17 protein-coding genes are annotated in these 17,718 nt (G+C 72.0%); 4 read left to right on the forward strand and 13 right to left on the reverse strand.

Features of this window, described 5'->3' with window-relative positions:
- Positions 1–31 precede the first annotated feature (31 nt).
- Positions 32–1,852, reverse strand: a complete 1,821-nt coding sequence (locus tag ACFWXO_RS05585; protein ID WP_380522462.1) for a hypothetical protein — start codon at positions 1,850–1,852, stop codon at positions 32–34.
- A gap of 109 nt (positions 1,853–1,961) precedes the next feature.
- Between ACFWXO_RS05585 and ACFWXO_RS05590 the strand changes: the two genes are divergently transcribed.
- The 4 genes from ACFWXO_RS05590 (at position 1,962) to ACFWXO_RS05605 (ending at position 5,667) form a co-directional block, all read left to right on the forward strand.
- Positions 1,962–2,720, forward strand: coding sequence for a hypothetical protein (locus ACFWXO_RS05590; protein WP_380522463.1), 759 nt, complete (start codon positions 1,962–1,964; stop codon positions 2,718–2,720).
- Positions 2,720–3,526: a hypothetical protein gene (locus ACFWXO_RS05595; RefSeq protein ID WP_380522464.1), complete on the forward strand. Its 807-nt coding sequence runs from the start codon at positions 2,720–2,722 to the stop codon at positions 3,524–3,526. The genes ACFWXO_RS05590 and ACFWXO_RS05595 overlap by 1 nt, the downstream gene beginning before the upstream one ends.
- A gap of 243 nt (positions 3,527–3,769) precedes the next feature.
- The gene (locus ACFWXO_RS05600) at positions 3,770–4,321 is read left to right on the forward strand and encodes a hypothetical protein (protein WP_380522465.1); all 552 of its coding nucleotides are present in this window, start codon (positions 3,770–3,772) and stop codon (positions 4,319–4,321) included.
- A gap of 275 nt (positions 4,322–4,596) precedes the next feature.
- A complete protein-coding gene (locus tag ACFWXO_RS05605) occupies positions 4,597–5,667 on the forward strand; it encodes a hypothetical protein (protein WP_380522466.1) in 1,071 nt (356 codons plus the stop codon).
- Positions 5,668–5,943: 276 nt separating this feature from the next.
- On the opposite strand, the gene ACFWXO_RS05610 is transcribed toward ACFWXO_RS05605, so the two are convergent.
- From ACFWXO_RS05610 to ACFWXO_RS05665, 12 genes are read right to left on the reverse strand one after another with little or no spacing between them, the layout of a single operon-like run.
- Complete coding sequence (locus tag ACFWXO_RS05610; protein ID WP_380522467.1) at positions 5,944–9,276, reverse strand: LysM peptidoglycan-binding domain-containing protein; 3,333 nt, start codon at positions 9,274–9,276, stop codon at positions 5,944–5,946.
- Between the two features lie 7 nt (positions 9,277–9,283).
- Positions 9,284–9,730, reverse strand: coding sequence for a pilus assembly protein TadG-related protein (locus ACFWXO_RS05615; protein ID WP_380522468.1), 447 nt, complete (start codon positions 9,728–9,730; stop codon positions 9,284–9,286).
- The gene (locus ACFWXO_RS05620; protein ID WP_380522469.1) at positions 9,727–10,200 is read right to left on the reverse strand and encodes a TadE family protein; all 474 of its coding nucleotides are present in this window, start codon (positions 10,198–10,200) and stop codon (positions 9,727–9,729) included. The genes ACFWXO_RS05615 and ACFWXO_RS05620 overlap by 4 nt, the downstream gene beginning before the upstream one ends.
- Positions 10,197–10,616, reverse strand: coding sequence for a TadE family protein (locus ACFWXO_RS05625; protein ID WP_380522471.1), 420 nt, complete (start codon positions 10,614–10,616; stop codon positions 10,197–10,199). The genes ACFWXO_RS05620 and ACFWXO_RS05625 overlap by 4 nt, the downstream gene beginning before the upstream one ends.
- A 54-nt stretch (positions 10,617–10,670) precedes the next feature.
- Positions 10,671–10,895: a hypothetical protein gene (locus ACFWXO_RS05630; RefSeq protein ID WP_380522473.1), complete on the reverse strand. Its 225-nt coding sequence runs from the start codon at positions 10,893–10,895 to the stop codon at positions 10,671–10,673.
- 45 nt (positions 10,896–10,940) lie between these two features.
- Positions 10,941–11,840, reverse strand: a complete 900-nt coding sequence (locus ACFWXO_RS05635) for a type II secretion system F family protein (protein WP_380522474.1) — start codon at positions 11,838–11,840, stop codon at positions 10,941–10,943.
- Positions 11,837–12,736, reverse strand: a complete 900-nt coding sequence (locus tag ACFWXO_RS05640; RefSeq protein WP_380522476.1) for a type II secretion system F family protein — start codon at positions 12,734–12,736, stop codon at positions 11,837–11,839. The genes ACFWXO_RS05635 and ACFWXO_RS05640 overlap by 4 nt, the downstream gene beginning before the upstream one ends.
- A complete protein-coding gene (locus ACFWXO_RS05645; RefSeq protein WP_380522477.1) occupies positions 12,733–14,289 on the reverse strand; it encodes a CpaF family protein in 1,557 nt (518 codons plus the stop codon). The genes ACFWXO_RS05640 and ACFWXO_RS05645 overlap by 4 nt, the downstream gene beginning before the upstream one ends.
- A complete protein-coding gene (locus ACFWXO_RS05650) occupies positions 14,282–15,100 on the reverse strand; it encodes a hypothetical protein (RefSeq protein WP_380522478.1) in 819 nt (272 codons plus the stop codon). Before ACFWXO_RS05650 ends, ACFWXO_RS05645 begins: the two co-directional genes overlap by 8 nt.
- Positions 15,100–15,792 carry an SAF domain-containing protein gene (locus ACFWXO_RS05655; protein WP_380522479.1) on the reverse strand — a complete coding sequence of 231 codons (693 nt, stop codon included), beginning with the start codon at positions 15,790–15,792 and terminating at the stop codon, positions 15,100–15,102. The genes ACFWXO_RS05650 and ACFWXO_RS05655 overlap by 1 nt, the downstream gene beginning before the upstream one ends.
- A 46-nt stretch (positions 15,793–15,838) precedes the next feature.
- Positions 15,839–16,783: a hypothetical protein gene (locus ACFWXO_RS05660; RefSeq protein WP_380522480.1), complete on the reverse strand. Its 945-nt coding sequence runs from the start codon at positions 16,781–16,783 to the stop codon at positions 15,839–15,841.
- Positions 16,777–17,352: a hypothetical protein gene (locus ACFWXO_RS05665; protein WP_380522481.1), complete on the reverse strand. Its 576-nt coding sequence runs from the start codon at positions 17,350–17,352 to the stop codon at positions 16,777–16,779. The genes ACFWXO_RS05660 and ACFWXO_RS05665 overlap by 7 nt, the downstream gene beginning before the upstream one ends.
- Between the last annotated feature and the right edge of the window lie 366 nt (positions 17,353–17,718).

Raw genomic sequence — 17,718 nt, forward strand, 5'->3', positions numbered from 1 at the left:
TCCTGGGCCTGGCTGAGCGCAGCATCGCAGATCACCCGGCTTCGGACACATCGCTGCTGGTCAGATGCCACAACCCGCAAACTGGGCACTGGTACGGGCGCAGCGGCGGGTTCTTGTCACCGCGCTTCCACTGGTGACGGAGCGCGTCGGCCTCTGTGACGTAGACCGCCTTTCGCAGACACACCGACCCGGCCGGCCCGAACTCGTCTAGCCGGGTCGCCTCCAGGTCGACGGGGAGGCGCTGCGGTAGCTGGCCCAAGGCCTGCCCGATGAATCGCTGGCCCTTACGTCGCTGCTCTGCGGGTAGGCCGATGACCGCTGCTGCGGCTGCTGTCAGTGGGCCTTCCTCCACGCGCAGACGGGTACGCCGAACCAGCGACTGGAGGACTCCCAGCTGCGGAACCTTTCGGGCCGCCGCGACCTGGCCCATCTCGGTGTTCCGCAAGAACCCGAGGAGCGCCCGGCCGGGGAAAAGGGTTCGGGCCGGGACTCGCAGCTGCCGCTTGGCGCCGCCGTGGCCTTCGTATCCCAGCACCCACCACATGGTGGGCGCGCCGTTGAACTGTTCCGGGACCGCGCGGATACAGGACTCGGGTGCGTAGCCCGTCGCAAGGCCTTCCACGACCTGCTCGATCCAACGGCCATCACGCACCTGTAGCCGTCCGCATCGCGTGCAGCGGAGGCCCTTCGGATGCTGCCCGCACCGTGCTGTCGTCGGCTCGTCAAGGAGAGCGCGTTCGTCCTCCCAGTGGCTGAGCGCCTCGATCATCGCCCGTGCCAGCAGCTGCCGGTTCGCCTCTGCCAGCGCCATGTCAATGCGCCGCGCCGGCTGTATGGGTTCACCGGCGCGGTGGGCCACCCGCAGTCCGAACCGGGCCACCGCGTACCGCACGATGTCGGGCACCGCAACGGACTGTGTTGCACACGCCAGAGCCACGTGCTGGCCTTCCCAGGCCAAGTCGCGCATGACAGCCACTTCCAGGACCTTCTCGGGCGGGAGCTCCAACGGGTGTCGGGCCGTGAACTGCAGGACCTGGCCGTCCACGGTCGCTTCCAGCATCATTGCGCCGGCGATGGCGCCTTCTGGGTGCTTGCCGCCGTGCACCGCCGCGTGCCTGAGCAGGAGCTGCCGAGCCCACCGGTGGAACGCCCGCTGCTGCTGCGTCTGCTGTTCCGCCGAGACTCCTGGGGGGTGTCGGACCAGCTGCACCTTGCACTGTGCGAGCAGCAGGGCCCGTCCTGTCGCCCAGCTGATCCCGGCATCCCGTGCGATGACTGAAAGTGCACGTTCGGCCGGGCCGCTGGTCGTGTTCGCCATCACGGAACTGATCAGCTCGGCGGCGGTGATCGGGCTCCTGGTGACCGTCGACAGCATGAACTCTCCGTCGCCGGTGTCTACGCGAAGTCCCCAACGGCAGGGCTCAGCGATAGTCGCTGGGCCCAGGTCCACCACCCCTGCCGGCTTCGGCGCGCCGGGCTGGTCGAGCAGCCCCAGTACCCACAGGCGAAATGCCCTTGCGTTCTCAGATACCTCCGGGTCCAGCTCCGCCGGTTCGACCGGGTTCCGGAGTACCTCCGTCTGACAGGCCGCCAAGATCGCCGGCATGACGCGGTGCCACCGCATGCGGTGCAGCCGACGGATCTCCAGGGAAAGGCTCTCCCCTTCGGGGCCAGACCGGCTGTTGGCCATCGCGTGCCCGATCAGCTGACCTCGGGTCTGGGGTTCCACCGTCGTGTGCGACAACGTGAAGGGTCCCGCGCTGGTAGCGATCCGCACACCCCAGTGGCCGGGCGCCAGCAGCTCATCCGACCCGGCATCCTGCGGATTCGGAGTGTGCGGGTCGTCGCTCAATCCCCGGGGCTCCGTTCCTCCCACCATGCGGTCCAACATAGCCCCTTCGAAGGAGATAACCAAGGTGATCCCATTTGCCTCTCGCGAAAGGGAACACTACGGTTAACCCATGCCTGATGACGAGGTGTGCCCACAATCCGGCGCGAGCGAGACCGACCGCCTAGAGCTGGCCATTGACGAACTGACCGCCGTCTTCGCGCGTGAGCTGGGCAGGAGCGAAGGCGGCCAACGAGACGGGCCCATCGACCCGTACGACGGCAGCAACGCAACCGAAGCCGAACGCCTCGCCTACCTACGCGTCCTCAAGCACGCCACCGGGCACCTCTCCAGTCGAACCGACCAGACCGCACTCGGACTCCTAGACAGCGGCACCCCCCTGGAGGACGTCGCCCAAGCCCTCGGTGTGGGAGTCCCCGCCGTGCGCAAGCGGTTCGGCGCCGCCCGCCAGGGCGAGCGAGTCGCGGTCGTCATCTCGCGGCGCGATCGGGTACGGCATGACGAGAGCGACCCCCGGGGAAGCTTCGGCGAGGTCGGCGGACAGGCGCAGTACGCGAGCGACCGAGGGGTCTGGCCCATCGGCGCCGGCGTGCGAGCGGAGGCCGAGTTCGCCATCGTCGCCGTGGACGGAGTCGTCCGACGCGTCTACCGGATCGACCCCGACGGATGGCGCGAGCACTCGTCCCGACTTTGGGAGTTCACGGCCTTCGGCGACGTGCCGCTCACCCAAACCGAGATCCGCCAGGCCCAGATCACGGGCGATCTTCCCCTTGTACCGGGCGACGCCTGTCCCACCCGAGTTGGCGGAGCCTACCGGCCCTACCGGTTCCACCCGACCGTCACCTCGACGCCGACCGGGGAGCAGCAGTAGTGGAGTACACCGACGTCCAGCAGCGAGACCTGATCCGGAAGCGGAAGCTGAGCGAGGCCCAGCAGCTGGCCTTGGTCCAGGCCCTCAGCCACCCCCGCCGGGCCGTGCCCATGTACTCGGCTAAGACCGGCGAAGTCCTCAAGCGTCACCGCCTGGTCAAATTCGCCCCTCCCGCCGACGGCCGCAGCGCCGAATGGCGCCTCAACGACGAAGGTGTCGAAGTGGCCCGTCGCCTTGCGGGTGCCATCGGCGGGGAAGTCGCACCGAACCAGACCGCACCCCAGGACGCCCCACCGGACCGGGCTGACGATGAACTTGCCACCCTGCGGACCATCGAGAGCCGACTTCGTGCCTACGCCGATGAGCTCGAATCGAGTGCGACCCCCGAACGACTGGAGTCCACCGCTGTTGTTGCCCGGGTCTGGGCCATCCTGGGCGACACCGGGGCACGGCCGGTCCCTACGGACACCGAATGGACCGGCTGGCGCGCGGGCATCCTGCTGGCCCTTCCCGACGGGGCCGACAAGCTCCTGCGCCTGGCCGTCCACGGAGACGGGTGGGCGGAACGAGACGCTCGGGACCGGGATGGCCAGCCCTTTCCCACCATCAAAGCACTCCGGCAGGCCCTTGCCCGCGGCAGTCGGCTCCGATGCTGGCCGGCAGACATCGCCGAACCACTGACCCCTGTCTACGAGCGCAGCGCCCAGCGACGTCTGCTCGGCTACCGGATGCCTGCGGAGCTGGTGCCCGTCTTCCGGGCTGCCTTGGCTGAGGCCAGCGGAGCCAGCGCCTCGTCACCCCCGTAACTGTTCGACACCGGAGTTCACATCGCCGAGATTCGGCAGGCCCAGCTCGCGGGTGACCTGCCCCTGGTCCCGGGCGACGCCTGTCCTACCTGGGCCGGCGGGGCCTACCGGCCGCCCCGCTTCCACCCGACCCCGACCCGGACCCCGACGCCGCACGGGGAACTGCAGTAGGTCGTGCCGGCAAGGACCAGCGGCAGGCCCCGATCCACAGTTGGCGCCACCGAAGACCAAGGAGCAAGCACAATGGCCGGTTCCGTTCCCGACGCCGTCGGCTACTTCTGCGCCGTCACCCTCACATGGGAGACGCAGACCCAGACGCTGATGCCTGACGGCCACACAACTCGTTACAGGACCCAGGGGTGGGTTGCCACCTCTTTCCCCCGCTTCGGCGTGGACCCGCGGTCGGACCGTGAGCGGCTGACCCAGGACGTGATCAGCGGTGCGCGGGAGAGCCTCGGAGCCCCCCACGACGCGGCCGTGGCGTTCCTCTCCCTGGAGCCGAAGGACCTCGGAATCACTGGAACCGACCCGGTCGAGTACCTCTGTACAGTGACACTCGCCTGGTACGAGGTTATGCGGCCGGACGGTTACCAGGGTTCGCAGTTGATGCAGGCCACCTCCTCTTCCCGCGTCAGCGTGGATCCCCGGTGGGACCGTGAGCGGCTGACCCAGGACGTGATCAGCGGTGCGCGGGAGAGCCTCGGAGCCCCCCACGACGCGGCCGTCGTGTTCCTGTCCATGGAACCGAACGACCTCGGCTTGGGACGCCCCTACGGCTCGGCGCCGGTCGCCTGAGCGGGGAAGGATCCACCGGCTCCGGCTCGCTGGCGCCTGATCACCGAAACGGCCGACGAGACAGGTCGGGCGGGACCTGGGGCCGGGCAGCGCCGTCGCACCGGACCGCGACGGTGCACCGCGCAATGACGGCGGCCGCCGAGACGATCCGACCCGGGTCGGCCTGCAGTGATGGACACCAGCAGGAGACCGATGATCAGGCCAGGACCTGGCACCACCCCGTGGTCCCCGACCGGCTCACGTTCGTATCGTCGGCCGTCGGTAGAGTCCGGGCTATGACCACACCGAGGGGAGTCCGGGTCGACCACGGATCGATCGAGCTGGACCTGGAGGTGCGCGGCTTCGACGGTTGCCAGATCGAGTACGTGCCGGAACAACAGAACACTGGGGGAGAGGCCGAGCTGCTGGACGCGGTCCAGGCGGCGGTCAACGCGGCCAACGGCGGCGGGAGGGGGGAGACGATGTGGGGCCAAGGCCCCGTTCTCACCTTGGCCGGCGCCGGTGTCTCGCTCAAGGACTACTGGGGGCCCGACTCCCTGACCGCCTGGCTCCTCGCCTTCGCCCGAGCACTCGAAGCACACGGGCTCGCCGGTCGGGTCGCCGCCACCCCTGCGGTGATGCCACCGCGCTGGTTCCGATTCGGCGCCGGGCCCCGGGCTGGCGCCTTCCTCGCCCTGAAACAGCCCCTCACCGAGCGGCCCTTCGCCGAGGACTGGTGCCGAGACGCCGACGCCTGGGCACGACTTGGCGGTGGACAGGTCCACCTCGCCGCCGGAGCCGTACTCCAGCGCGGCCCCTCCACCGACATAGCCCGGCACCTCGCGCGCTCCCTCAGTAACACCCACACCTCCCTCGCCTACCTCGACGAGGACCGCACCCGGGCCTCCAGGGTGTGGGCGCAGGACGACGGCCTGGCCGTCATCCAGGTCTACGACCCGGCCGCCGGATGGGAAGCCCTGGTGGAGCGGGCCCGGCACGCCGTTCTGAGCAACGCGGCTCGGGCCCGGCTCGCCTTCGTCGACATGACCCAGAGCTGGTCCTACGGCTGGCAGGACCGCGGCCGTGAGCTGCCCACCGTCCCCGTCCACGCCGTGTCCCGCAACGACCCGCTGTGGGCCCGGCGCCTGCCCGACGTTCACGCCATCCAGCTGCTGACCGGCCGCCACCTCGACCGGGTGCACGACCTGTCCGGCTGGGACGTCACCGAGATCCACCCAGGCCGATGGCTCGTTGAGACCCGCGACCTCGCCGCCTGGTGCGCGCCGGGTGGCCCACCGGAGGACATGCTCGTGCGGGCCCGTGCCGACTTCGGAGCCGCGATCGTCACGGAGCGGGATCTGCGGTGACCCGCCAGCCGGGCGGACCGGCTGCGAGCGGGCCTCCCCATGCGTCTGCCGATAGCGCGCCGGGCCGAGCCACTGTCACGGCCCGTGCTGGCGCCGTCGGGTGCGGTGGCTCCCGACGGCGCCGTTCGCCACCACTTTCCTGGCCGCGCCCAACTCAGCACCTCGCTCCGTCCTGCTGCCCGTTGTTCCCGGCGAGCCGGACTTCTCCGATCAGCGCAAGCGCCAGGGCCCGGCTGGAGGTCTTCCGGCCGGGCCCTGCACAGGTGAGGGCGGGGGTCAGCGGACCTGGGCAGTGGGCTTGGCGGTGAGTCTGGCGATCAGCTGCTCCGTCTCGTCCTGGAGCATCCCGTCCCACCCCATCTCGACGGTCATCTGCCGGACCTGGTCGATGACAGCGCGCACCCCGGCCTGGTTGCCCGCCCGCTGCTCGATCCGCATCCAGCTCCGATAGAGCACCTCGGCGGCCGGCTCGACGTCGAGTCCCACGGCCACGGCCCGCCGGGCTGCCTCGATGTCGAGGATCTCGTTCTGGATGCGCAGTGTGGCCACGGCGTGGGCGGTGTCCACGATTTGGCCGACCATGGTCTGGACGAGCGGTGCAGCCCAGGTGTGGGCGCCGGCTCCGCCGAATGGCCTGCCACGGACGAGATCGAGCGCGGCTTCAAGGTCCAGGACCCCGGCCGCATTGTGGGGCAGGCCGCGCTGGGCGAGGTAGCTGAACGTGGCGTAGTCGCAGGTCACCTCCTCGCTCAGGACGTACTGCTCGACGCCCTTCGGCTTGGGCCGCAGGTAGGACTCGCCGTTGGAATCGACGCCCAGCCGACGCCGCAGGCGCGACATGTGGGTGTCCATCGTCGACTGCGTCCACGGGCTGACGGGGTCCATGTTGTTGGCGATCGCGCCGTAGCCCCGGTCGGACTTGAAGAGCAGCAGCGCCGCCAGCAGCACCAGCTTCGGCTGGATCGGCGCGTCACCGATCCCGGTGATCCGCAGCGGCCCCAGCACCTGCACCTGCGGAGCGGACCCGGCGGCCGGAACGGGGGCATCGCCTTCGCGGACCACGCTCACCCGCGGCGGAACCTTCGTCAGCACGGGTGCGGCAGCCTCGACCGAGGCTTCTTCCGCAGGGGAGCCGGCTGTGTCCACCGGGCCTTCGGCCTGGGCGGGGACGCTCTCCTCGGCCTGGCCGACGGCGTCCGCCCGGAGCGGCGGCGCGGCCTCCGGTGCCGGGAGGGCGTCGGTGGCCTGGATGGGGACGGTGACGGCGAGCACGGTCTCCTCCCCGGCTGCCTCCACCGCCATGTCCTCTTGCCGCTCGTCCTTGGACGTCGTCCTCACCTCTTCCTGGGTGGCCAGCGGGGACAGGTGGCGGCGGGGAGCAGTGTTGCCCTTGGTCAGGGAGGAGGGGCCGAAGGCCTTGCGGTCGGGGTCGGGGACCAGGGCCCACGCTCCCTCGGCCGAGGTGGCGGGTTGCGCCGCGGTGGTCAGGTCGGCGGTCAGCTGCCGGTAGACCTCGTCGCTGACGCGCTGCAGCACGACCTCGGCGTCCAGCGACTCAAGCGACTGGAGCTCGGTCACGAGGTTCGCATCCAGGACCTCGGCGTCCGGGAAGAGGTCCCGGGCCTGGCCGGCCGCTGGCAGGATCGCTGCGACGCGCACCTCGGCGGGGACCTTGCCAATGACGTCTGCGAACTCGTACAGCTCGTCCGGCGACGGGACGGTACTGCACACCACCATCCAGGGCAGCGGCCGCTCGCCGCCCTCGTGCTCGGCCTGGTGGAGCTCGACCATCACCCGTGCCAGGTCGGCGGTGGCGGTGGCCAGGCGCGGGACGAACATGGTGCGGCATGCGGGCAGGAGCTGCTGCAGTTCCAGGCCGAACCCGGCGGTCATGATCTCGGTGTGGTCGGACCACAGCGCGGTGCCGGCCTCCATCGCGATGCCGCGAGCGACTTCGCGCACGTTCTGCTCGTCGCCGTCCAGGAGCAGCACGCGGGCCTGGTGAAGGTCCGCCAGCAGCAGGGTGTTGTCCTCGGCGGTGCCGATGGTGGCCAGGCCCGGGTAGGGGGCGGGGACGGTGCGGGCCTCCTCGGCGTCCAGCAGGACGGCGCGGTCGCCGCGCACGCCCCACCACCCGCCCGGCCGGTCGTTGAACGGGGTGAGCGCCTCGGCGTCGGTGTCCTCGACCAGGATCTCGACCCGGTCCTGCTGGACTCGCGCGCCGACGATCTGCGGCAGGTCCTCGGGGTGGTGATGGGCGAGAGTGCGCAGCGCGCGGTCGAGCAGGTCGACCAGGACGGGGGAGGAGGTGCGGTCGAGCACCATCTCGGCCTGGCTGGTCTCCTGCGGCACGGCGATCTGCTCCCCGGGTCGGCGCTCGCGCTGCTGGGCTCGGCGGCGGGCAGCGATGACCGCCAGGGCGCCCGCGCCGAGGAGGGCGGCGACCCCGCCGATGCCCTGCTGGACGGAGAGCGGTGACCGGGCGTCGTCGGTCGTGGCCTCGACCGGTTCCGCGGACTGGGATGCAGCCGTGGGTGTCGTCGGGGCAGCGGGGGCGGCGGCCGCTGGAGAGGCGGGCTCGGAGGCGTCCGGCGCAGACCGGTTCGGTGTGGGCGAGGGTGTGTCTGCCGTCGCCGGGGCACTCGTGGTGGCCGCGGGAGCGGGGACGTCGGCAGCGGGCGCAGGAGCCGGCTCTTGTGCGGGGGTGGCCGGTGCTGCCGTGGCCGGTCCCGGGATCACGATGACGTCGCCGGGAAACAGCTGGTCGGCGTCGGTGAGGTGACGCCCGCCCGGTTGGCGGACCTCTTTCGACGCCTCCAGCAGCTGCGGGTACTTGTCGCCATCGCCGAGTTCCTTCTCGGCGAGCGCGGAGAGGGTGTCACCGGACTGGACGGTCACGGTGTGTCCGGCGGGTGGGACGGTCTCCGGGGCGGGCGCGGGTGCCGTGGGTTCCGGGGTCTCGCGTGCTTCGCCGGGCAGGTGCAGGACCGTACCGGGCTGGAGCAGGTCGCCGGTCTTGATCTGCGGGTTGAGGTCGGCGATGTCGTGCCAGCGGGTGCCGCTGCCGAGGTAGTGCTGGGCGAGGTCCCACAGGGTGTCCCCGGCGACGACGTGGTGGACCGGACCGGTCTGGGCGTCTGGGGCCGTTGCCGGGGAAGAGGTGGCGGTCGTACTCGCGCCGACCGCGGCGGGCGCGGTGACGGAGACCGGGGCGGCGGATGCGGTCTGCGGGGCGGCGAACGCGGCACCGGCGGGCAGGAGCATCGCCACTCCCGCCACCAGGGTGGCGGCCAGGCGCTGGGTGGCGCCGAGAGCCCGTACGCGCGGCGCACGGCGGTGGCGCAGCAGCGCGGCGACCTCGACCAGGGTGGAAGCGGCGAAGGACAGCCAGCCGGCCCAGCCGAGGAGGGTGAGCGCGCCCAGGAAGAGGCTGCCGCTGTCCGGGGCGGTCAGCGCGGCGGTGACGTCGCCCCAGCCCGGCACCTGGTGGGGCAGGGTGCCGACCTGCCACAGCAGTACCGGCACGACGACGAGCAGCGCGGCCAGGACGGCGAGGGCGGCCACCCCCTTGAGGGCGGCGGTGAGGCGGGAAGCGGTACGGCGGGGCATAAGGGGGTCAGCCTCCCTGGACGATCAGCGTGGCGCTGCCGTGGCCGGTGACGGTCATGTCGCCGGGCCAGAAGTAGGGGTGGTAGGTCTCGGTGACGGAGACGTTGATCGAACCGTCGCCACCCCAGGTCACTGTGCCAGCGACGCCGGCGCTGCGGAGGTAGGCGGCGGCGGCGCGCTGCGCGGCGTTGTGGTCGATGGCGACGCCGCCTCCGGAGATGGCCTGCCCGGCGTTGACGGCCTGCGCGCCGGAGCGGGCGGCTTCCTGGGCGGCGGCCTCGGCGTGGTTGAGGGCGCGGAGCTTGCCGGCGCCGTCGATGACGAAGGCGATCAGCAGCATGATGGTGGCCGTGGCGACGGCCACGAACAGGGTGATGCTGCCCCGGTCGCCTGCGGCGCGGCGGCGGGCGAGGAGGCGGCGCAGACCGGCCGGCCGGGACGGGCGGGGCGTCATGCTGTGGGCCTTCCGCGGTAGGCGTCGATCGAGGACGTGAAGTCGCTGCTGGCCGTGGTGCTGCCGGGCAGGCCCGGGAAGGCGACGTCGGACAGGGAGACGGTGCAGCGCACGCTCACCGTGACGGAGGACGGCGTGCCCAGCGGGGCCTGGAATCCGGAGGTGGGCACGGTCACCGACAGGCCGGTGCAGGTGAGGCCCTGGTCCTGGAAGGTCTGGCGGGCGACGCGCTGCGCCGCGGTGCGGGCGGAGGCGGCGTCGCGTTCGAGGGAGGCGGCCCGGGCCGCGTTGCGGGCGGCGTCGTCGACGACGTTGCGGGCGAGGTGGACGCGGCCGGCGGCCACGATGACGACGAGCATCCCGAGCAGCACCGGGGCGAGGATGGCGAGTTCCAGGCTGACGCTGCCCCGGTCACCGCGACGGCGGCGCAGGCGCCGGGCGGCCGAGGGGAGGCGGTGGAGGAGGTTCACGGGGCGGTCACCCGCTCGCGCGGGGCCGAGGCGTGCTGGTGCACCGGCAGGCTGAGCCCGGGGATCCAGGTGGCCACCGTCCCGGTCACGTCGATGCGCACGGTCTGGCCGTCGCTGCCGGAAACCGAGCGGCCGCTGACGGAGGTTCCGGCCCGGTCCAGGAAGTCCTGGGCCGCTGCGGTGCCCTGGCCGAGTGTCGCGCCCTGGATGCGGGCGCGTTCGACGCCGCGCTGGGCGGCGGACAGGGCGACGCCGCGGGCGTGGTACCAGAGCCCGGCCTGGATGATCACGAAGATCACCGTCATCACGGCGGGGAAGAGGATGGCGAGTTCGAGGGAGACCGCGCCGCGGTCCCCGCCGGGCCCGCGGCGTCGCGGCCTTCGGCGGGCCCGGGGGGCCGGGCGTGGTGTGGACATGGACTGACAGCTCCTGTGGGAGGACCGAATGCGGCCGACGGGTGCGGGGCCGCGCTACTTGATCGCCGCCTCCTTCTCGGTCAGCTTCGTGGCAATGAAGGTGCCCAGGCCGATTGCGGCCAGGACCAGCGCGCCGATGATGATCGCGGCCTCGATGGACATGCCGCCGTAGTCGCTGCGCGTACGGGCGTCCCGCAGTCTGTACAGCTGGTAACGGATGCGGGTGAGGAAGGCCTGGATGACGGGGTCGGCCGAGGCCGCCTTCTCGAAGTCGGGCATGACGGACGTCCTTTCGGAAGAGGGATGACAGAAACGGGGCGCCGCTCAGGCGGACATGATCTGCGCGACGGCGGGATAGCCCATGTAGAGCGACATGATCAGCAGGAGGGCCGTCACGGGGACGATCATCTTCTCCGAGGTGATGTTCGCCCTGGCGCGCTCCTCGGCCAGCAGGGTGCCGCGCAGACTGGACGCCTGCGCCTCCAGCGTCGTGTAGACGGAGGCGCCCTCCTCGCCGGCGATGGCCATGATGTCGGCCGGGGCGCCGAGCTCGGGAACGCCGAGCTCCTCGCTGAGCTGGCGCAGGCCGTCCCACGGCGAGACCCCGCTCAGCTCGGCACGCAGGAGGGTGTCCCGCAGCCGGACGAACACCCAGCCGTCGCCCAGCAGCGCGGCCTTGCGCAGCGCCTCGCTCGGCCCGGCGTCGGCCGCGCGCTCCAGGCACACCAGCTCCAGGTAGGAGGCGATGCCGAACCGGAACGCCCTGCGGGCCTCGCCCGCCTCCTCCTTCACGTTCAGGTCGGGCACCATCCACATCACCGCGGCCAGCCCCAGGGACACCAGGGCCGGCACCGCGAAGGGCAGCGAACCGCCCGCTAGCGCGATGACGGCCGGCACCAGCGCCGGGAACAGCAGCCCCAGCAGCGCGAACCCGACCTTCTGGCCGACGTGGGAGGCCGGGGTACGCCCCAGCAGCTCCAGGTCGCGGCGCGGCAGCCGGAACGGACCTTCACCGACCTGGCCGAGCAGCCGGGCGCCGATGCGCTCCAAAGCGGAGTCGGCGCTGCGCATCGGCCGCGGGTCGAAGTTCTCCAGCCGGCGGGCGTCCATGCGGCGCAGCACGTCGCTCAGATCGGGGCGGGTGCGGGTGGCACCGGCGATGGTGACGGCGACGCCCAGGCCGGTGACGGCTCCGGCGGCGATGGCGGGTGCGGCGGCGATCACCGGCTGTCCTCCTGTCGGTCGTCGTCCGGGGCGGCGAGGATCCGCGGTGCCGGCTTGGTCAGGGACATGCGGCGCATCCAGACCAGGACCGCGCCGAACGCGGCCGCCAGGGCGAGGAGGTAGAGGTGCCCGAACGGTGTGCTGTAGGGCTGGACGTACTTGCCGGACAGGACGGAGAGGCCGAACACCCCCAGGCAGATCAGGGCGACCCACCGGGCGTTGGCCCTCGGCTTCTCCCGGTCGGCCTCGACGGTCTCGCGCATCCGCACCTCCTCACCGACCTGGTCGGCGAGCTTCTCCAGCGCCCGGCCCAGGCCCGCGCCGCGGTCCTCGACGTGGCCCATCATCAGCAGCGCGACGGCGTCGGCGGTCGCGTCGTTCATCTCGTGCCCGAAGGCCCGGTAGGCCTCCTGCGGGCGCCAGCCGGACCCGAGACGGGCCGTCAGCCGCGAGATCTCCGGCACCAGCTCGGGCGGGGTGCTGCGCAGGCTCGCGGTGACCGCCGCCTCCAACGAGGTTCCGGCGGTGTGGATGTTGCTCAACCGGCGGACCCACTGTTCGAGGGCTTTCAGCCGCTTGATCTGCCGCGTGCTGCCGCGCCCTGGCTGGAGGATCCACGGCATGCCCAGGGCCGCGGCGGTCGTCAGCAGACCGCCCAGCAGCCAGGAGGAGACCAGCCACACCGCGAGCCCCGCGACCACGGAGGCACCGAGAACCAGCCGTCCGCGCCCGCGCAGCCCGGTGGCCCCGGCCCGCAGGCGCCGTTGCAGCGCCCCCTCGGGCCGGGCCTTCGGCGCGGTGCCGGTCCCGACGAACCCCGCCACGGCCACGACGACGCCCAGCACCGTGACGGAGCCGCCGACGCCTGCGACCAGAACCTCCGGCGTGATGGTCACAGCGCCGTCACCGTCCTCAGCTGCTGCTTCCAGGCGCCCCACGGCTGGTGGAGGAGTGTCGGGTCGAGGCCGGCGCGTACGAGGTCGCCGATGCACTGGGGGAGCATGTGCGGGACGGCCCTCGGTTCCCGGTGGCCGCCGGGGTCCTGGCGCGGGCCGAAGATGGTCTGGCGGGAGGGGATCCCGCGCTCGCCGACGCCGGTGATCTCGACGATCTGGGAGACGAAGCGGTGGCGGCTGCCGCCGATCGCGGTCTCGTCGACGAGGCGCACGTAGACGATGAAGTCCAGGCTGAGGGCGATCTTGCGGTAGGCCGACCGGTCGGTGAGCCCGGCCTCCTCGACCAGCTCGACGAGGCGCTCGATGACCATCTCCGCGCTCTTGGCGTGGATGGTCGCCATGCTCCCGCCGTCGCCGCTGTTGAAGGCGCGCAGCATCGGCAGCGCCTCGGCGCCGCGGACCTCGCCGACCAGGACCCGGCGCAGCGACATCCGCAGGCTCTGCTCGAACAGCTCGCTGAGGGTGATCTCGCCGACCGGCCGGCCGTCGGGCCCGCGTTCGCCGTTGCCCTCGCGGGCTTCGAGCGCCACGACCTCGGGGGCCTCGGGGTCCTCGTGGAGCCACAGCTCGAAGGAGTCCTCCAGGGTGCCGATGCGCTCGAACCGGGGGATCTCCAGGGCCATGGCCCGCATCAGGCTGGTCTTGCCGGCGCCCATGCTGCCCGCGATGACCACGTTCTTGCGGGCCCGGACGGCCGCCGCGAGGAAGGCCACGAGGGTGGAGTCGAGGGTGCCCCAGGCCTGGAGGTCCGCCAGCCGTTGGGAGCGGGTGCGGTGACGGCGGATCACGACGTGGGGCCGGTCGCTGACCCAGGCGGTCGCCGCGAGGCGGGAGCCGTCGGCCAGGCGTGAGTTGATCAGGGGCGTGGCCGGGGTGAGGCTGCGCTCGCCCTGGCCCTGCGTGCGCACGACGTTGTTGACCAGGGCGATGAGATCCGCTTCGGACTCGGCGACCGGGCCGACCTCGGCGGAGGGCCGGTCGCGGTAGTCGACTCGGGTACTCGTCCCGCGGACCAGGATGTTCTCGACGTCCGGGTCGTTCAGCAACGGCTGCAGCCGGCCGGCCTCGAACAGCTCCTGGAGGACCGACCGCCGTACCGCCTGCTCGCCGTCCTGGGTGAGCGCGCCGGCGGTGGCGGCGTAGTCGGTGGCCCACACGCTCACGACGCTGGTCACCAGGGACTGGCCGAGCTGCTGCCGGTCCTCGCGGGACATGCCCGGGTTCTCTGCGGTGGCGGTGGCCAGCCGCTCCGCGACCAGCGTTCGCAGCTTCGTGATCTCCGGGTACGGGACCGGCGGGGCGGTGGGGGCGCTCGCCACGACCGGGCCGGTGCGCACGGCGGGAAGCGACGGCGCGGGGACGGGCCGGGGGGCCTCGGCGGCAGGGATGCGCCAGCCGGTGCCCTCGTGGCCGGCCAGCAGGGCGTCGCGGAAGCGCGCCGCCCGCGAACCCGGTTCGTCGGCCGGGGCGGAGGGAGTGATGACGTCAGACACGCGTGGCCTCCTGGGCAGGCCGCGGTGCCAGCTGGACCCTGCGGCGGGTGGCGTCGAGGGTGAGCTGTTCGTGGGCGCTGCGGGCACCGCGCACCAGCGGCGCGAGGTCGAAGCGCCCGCGCACGGTGCCGCCCGAGCCCAGCGCCGCGGCCGTGGCGGGGTCGTGTGGCACGGTGGCGACCACCGGCACGCCCAGCGCCGCGGCGATCTGGCCCGCTTTCAGCGGCCCGTCCTCGACCACCACCAGCCGCAGAGATCCGGCGCCAGCACCCCGACGGTCGAGGTCCTCGCGCAGCACCCGGATCACCGGGGCGGCCGCCGCCACCGACGAGGTGTCGGCGCGCACCAGCAGCAGGAGCAGGTCCGCGCGGCGCAGCAGCGGCGCGGGGGAGTAGGTGTCGCTGAGGCCCGTCGCCGACTCGACCACCGCCCGGCCCGCGTCCACCAGCACGTCGTAGCCGTCCTCCTCCATCACCCGCAGCAGCCGGTGCAAGGGCTCCCACGTGCCGGCCAACGACGGCGACTGGGTCGGGTCGGTCAGCCCGGGCAGCAGCAGCCGGTGCCCGTCCCGGTCCAGCGGCACCAGGTGCTGCTCGAAGACCTCGGCGAGCGTGCCGTCGCGCTGCGCGGTGGCCAGACGGTGCAGACCGATGGCCGCGGTGGTCTGCTGGCCCTGGAGGTAGCCGGTGCGGATCGTGCCGCCGGACGGGTCGCACTCGGCGAGGAGGGTGCGCTTGGGGCTGGCCAGGGCCAGGGCCAGAGCGGTGGTGGTGACCCCGCAGCTCTTCGCGGAGATCAGCGCGGTGAGCATCAGGGCCTCGCCTTCAAGACGATCGCGATGCGGCCCGTGGCCGCCCAAGAGGCGACGACGGGGCTGTCCACCGGTCCGACGGCCAGGTCGACGACGCGGACTCCGTTGGCGTCGGCCTCACCGACCTGCACGACGACCGCACCGATCGTGGAGGGCCGCGTGTTCGGAGCCGCCTTGTCGTCCTGGGGGCCGGGAGTGGAGACGACCTGCACCTCGTCGCCCGGTTGCAGGGCCTGGGCTGGCAGCTGGCCGGGCTTGGCGAGGACCCCGACGGTGTCCTTGCCCGCCCTTATCGGCTGACCGGCGCGCACAGAGTCGTCCGTCACCAGGGTGCCAGCCGGAAGGTCGGCGGCCGCGGCCTTCCCCAGGATGTCGTGGGCGCGGGAGAGCGGGACCGGGTGCAGCGCGGGGTCCGCGATGACGGAGGCGGTCCGCAGGTCGTCGGACGTGATGATCTTCCCGGCGGGGATCGGGTGCGCCACGGCGACGACCTGGACCCGGTCGGCCGCCTTGACGTTGTAGTAGGCCGCGACGAGCCCGCCGACGGCGGTCAGCGCAACACCCAGCGCCATCAGCGCGGGCCGCCGGCCACGACGCGGACCCGGGTCCGCCACGGGCAGCGGCCCGGACTGCCCGTCCTTCGCGCCGTCACCGGCCGCAGCGCGCCGCGGCCTGGTCAGAGTCGGTGCCATCACACAACCTTGGGAGTAGGGGAGTTGGCGGCGTTCGCGGCCGCGCTCACTGGTTCAGGGCCTGGGCCTCGGCGATCGCCACCGCGGTCGCCGCCTGGCGGTCCGTGGTGATGCGCCCGGTCTGGCCGGTGCTCGCCGTCCAGTCCACGACCCACTTGCTCGTCGCGTTGATCGCGTACCGGCCGGCCTTGGTGTAGGTGTGGCCGCATTCGGGCTGCCGGGCACCGTACTCGGGCAGGTAGGCCTTGCCCGCGGTACGGCAGGTCTCGGTCGAGCCGTCGCCGGTGGTCCAGATGATCCGGTCCACGTGCGCGGTCGCGGTCACCGTGACGCCGCCCGCCGACACCGAGGCCGACTTCGGGCCCCAGGTGGTGTCCTTGACGGCTGTCCACAGCCACACCGGAAGGCCCACCAGCGATGTCGATCCAGGCTTCGGGGCGATGCCGATCTCCGCGCCGGTCAGCCGCATGCTGTCCACGGCCTGCTGGGCGAGCTGGGCGGGGTCGACCATGCCGCCCATCCCCGGCGGCGGAGTGGCGCTGTACATGGCGCCGCTCATCAGCTCGGCGCCCTTCGCCGTGCAGGTCCGGTTGTAGAGAGCGCCCTGGCCGGGCTTCCAGTCGGCCGGCAGGCCGGTGGCGAGCTTCCAGCTGTCACTGTCCGGAGGCGGCTGCGGGTCGTAGGCCTTCCAGTAGCAGCTGTCGTTGGGGTTGAACCAGCCGTACTTGTCGACGTAGCAGGCCGCCTCGGCGCCGTCGATCAGGCACTTCGCGCCGCCGCCGCTGTTCCCACCACCACCGTCGCCTCCCCCACCACCCGGCTTGCCGCCGGTGCCCCCGCTGGTGCCGCCTCCTCCGCCGGCGTGGAGGTTGCAGTCCGGGACCTGCGGAGGGCATTCGACGCCGCCGTCGGCCCAAGCCGCGGCTGCCGGAGCGAGGAGGGCGGCGGTGAGGACCGCACCGACGGTCACGGACCGCAGAGGTCTCAGCACGTCTGCTCCCGGTCGAATGCCGACTCGGAGATCAGCCAGTGGCCGTCCACCCGGTGAGCGACCGAGTTCATCACGTGACGCACAGTCCCGTCCGTAGTCGACCGTTGCCCTGTGGTCTTGTCGATCGGCTGGAACTTTGCGGTGTCCACGCAATCGCGGATCGTGGCTCGGGCCGGGGAGGACGCAAGGTCCACGGCCTGGACCACGGGGGACAGCTGCGGCCTTCCCGGCACCACCATGTTGTTCTTCTGGTAGTAGGCGACCGCCACCTTGATTCCGGCGAGTGCCTTGTCTCGGGTGTAGGTTTCCAAGTTGTCGACGCCGTCCAGCGAGCCCTGGTTGTAGGCCTTCACCGTCACGTCCCACATCCCCTGGTACGCCGTCAGTACGGCGGCCTTCGCGTCAGCGGTGGGGTCGGCAGTGGGCGTGGCCGTCGGGGAGGGGGGAAGCGGTGCGGTCGACGTGGGCGACGGCTCGCCCGCCTTCTCCTGTGCCGAGCACCCCGCCAGCAGGAGCGCTGCCGCCGTCAGGACCGCGCTCGTGATCCGCGCCCTGCTGCTGTGTGCCACGGTGTTCCCCCTCGATGTCGGTATGAGGCCGTGCTTGATGACCGTCCAGCGGTGTGCGCCGCTGCTCCCCTAACCCGGTTTGGCCGAGCATCGTCACTCTGAGGTCTGCGGAGGACCCAGGATTATGGCGATATGCGCGGTCTAGAAGTCCGTTTGGGTATTCCTACCCCTGACTTCGCACAGGTACCACCCAGTCACGATAGGACAGATCCGGCCAAGATCCCAGGGAAAAATGCTTGCGCGTTGAAGTAGCTCGGCCGCCACCGTTCATCTCCCTCGCCGAAGTTGAGGCTTTGGTTCCGGATGTCCCCATTTGTTCGTCACTTCCTGAACGGCGCCGTGACCAGCAGGAACACACCCGGCCTG

The organism is Kitasatospora sp. NPDC059088 (genome assembly GCF_042738155.1).
Taxonomy (GTDB): domain Bacteria; phylum Actinomycetota; class Actinomycetes; order Streptomycetales; family Streptomycetaceae; genus Kitasatospora.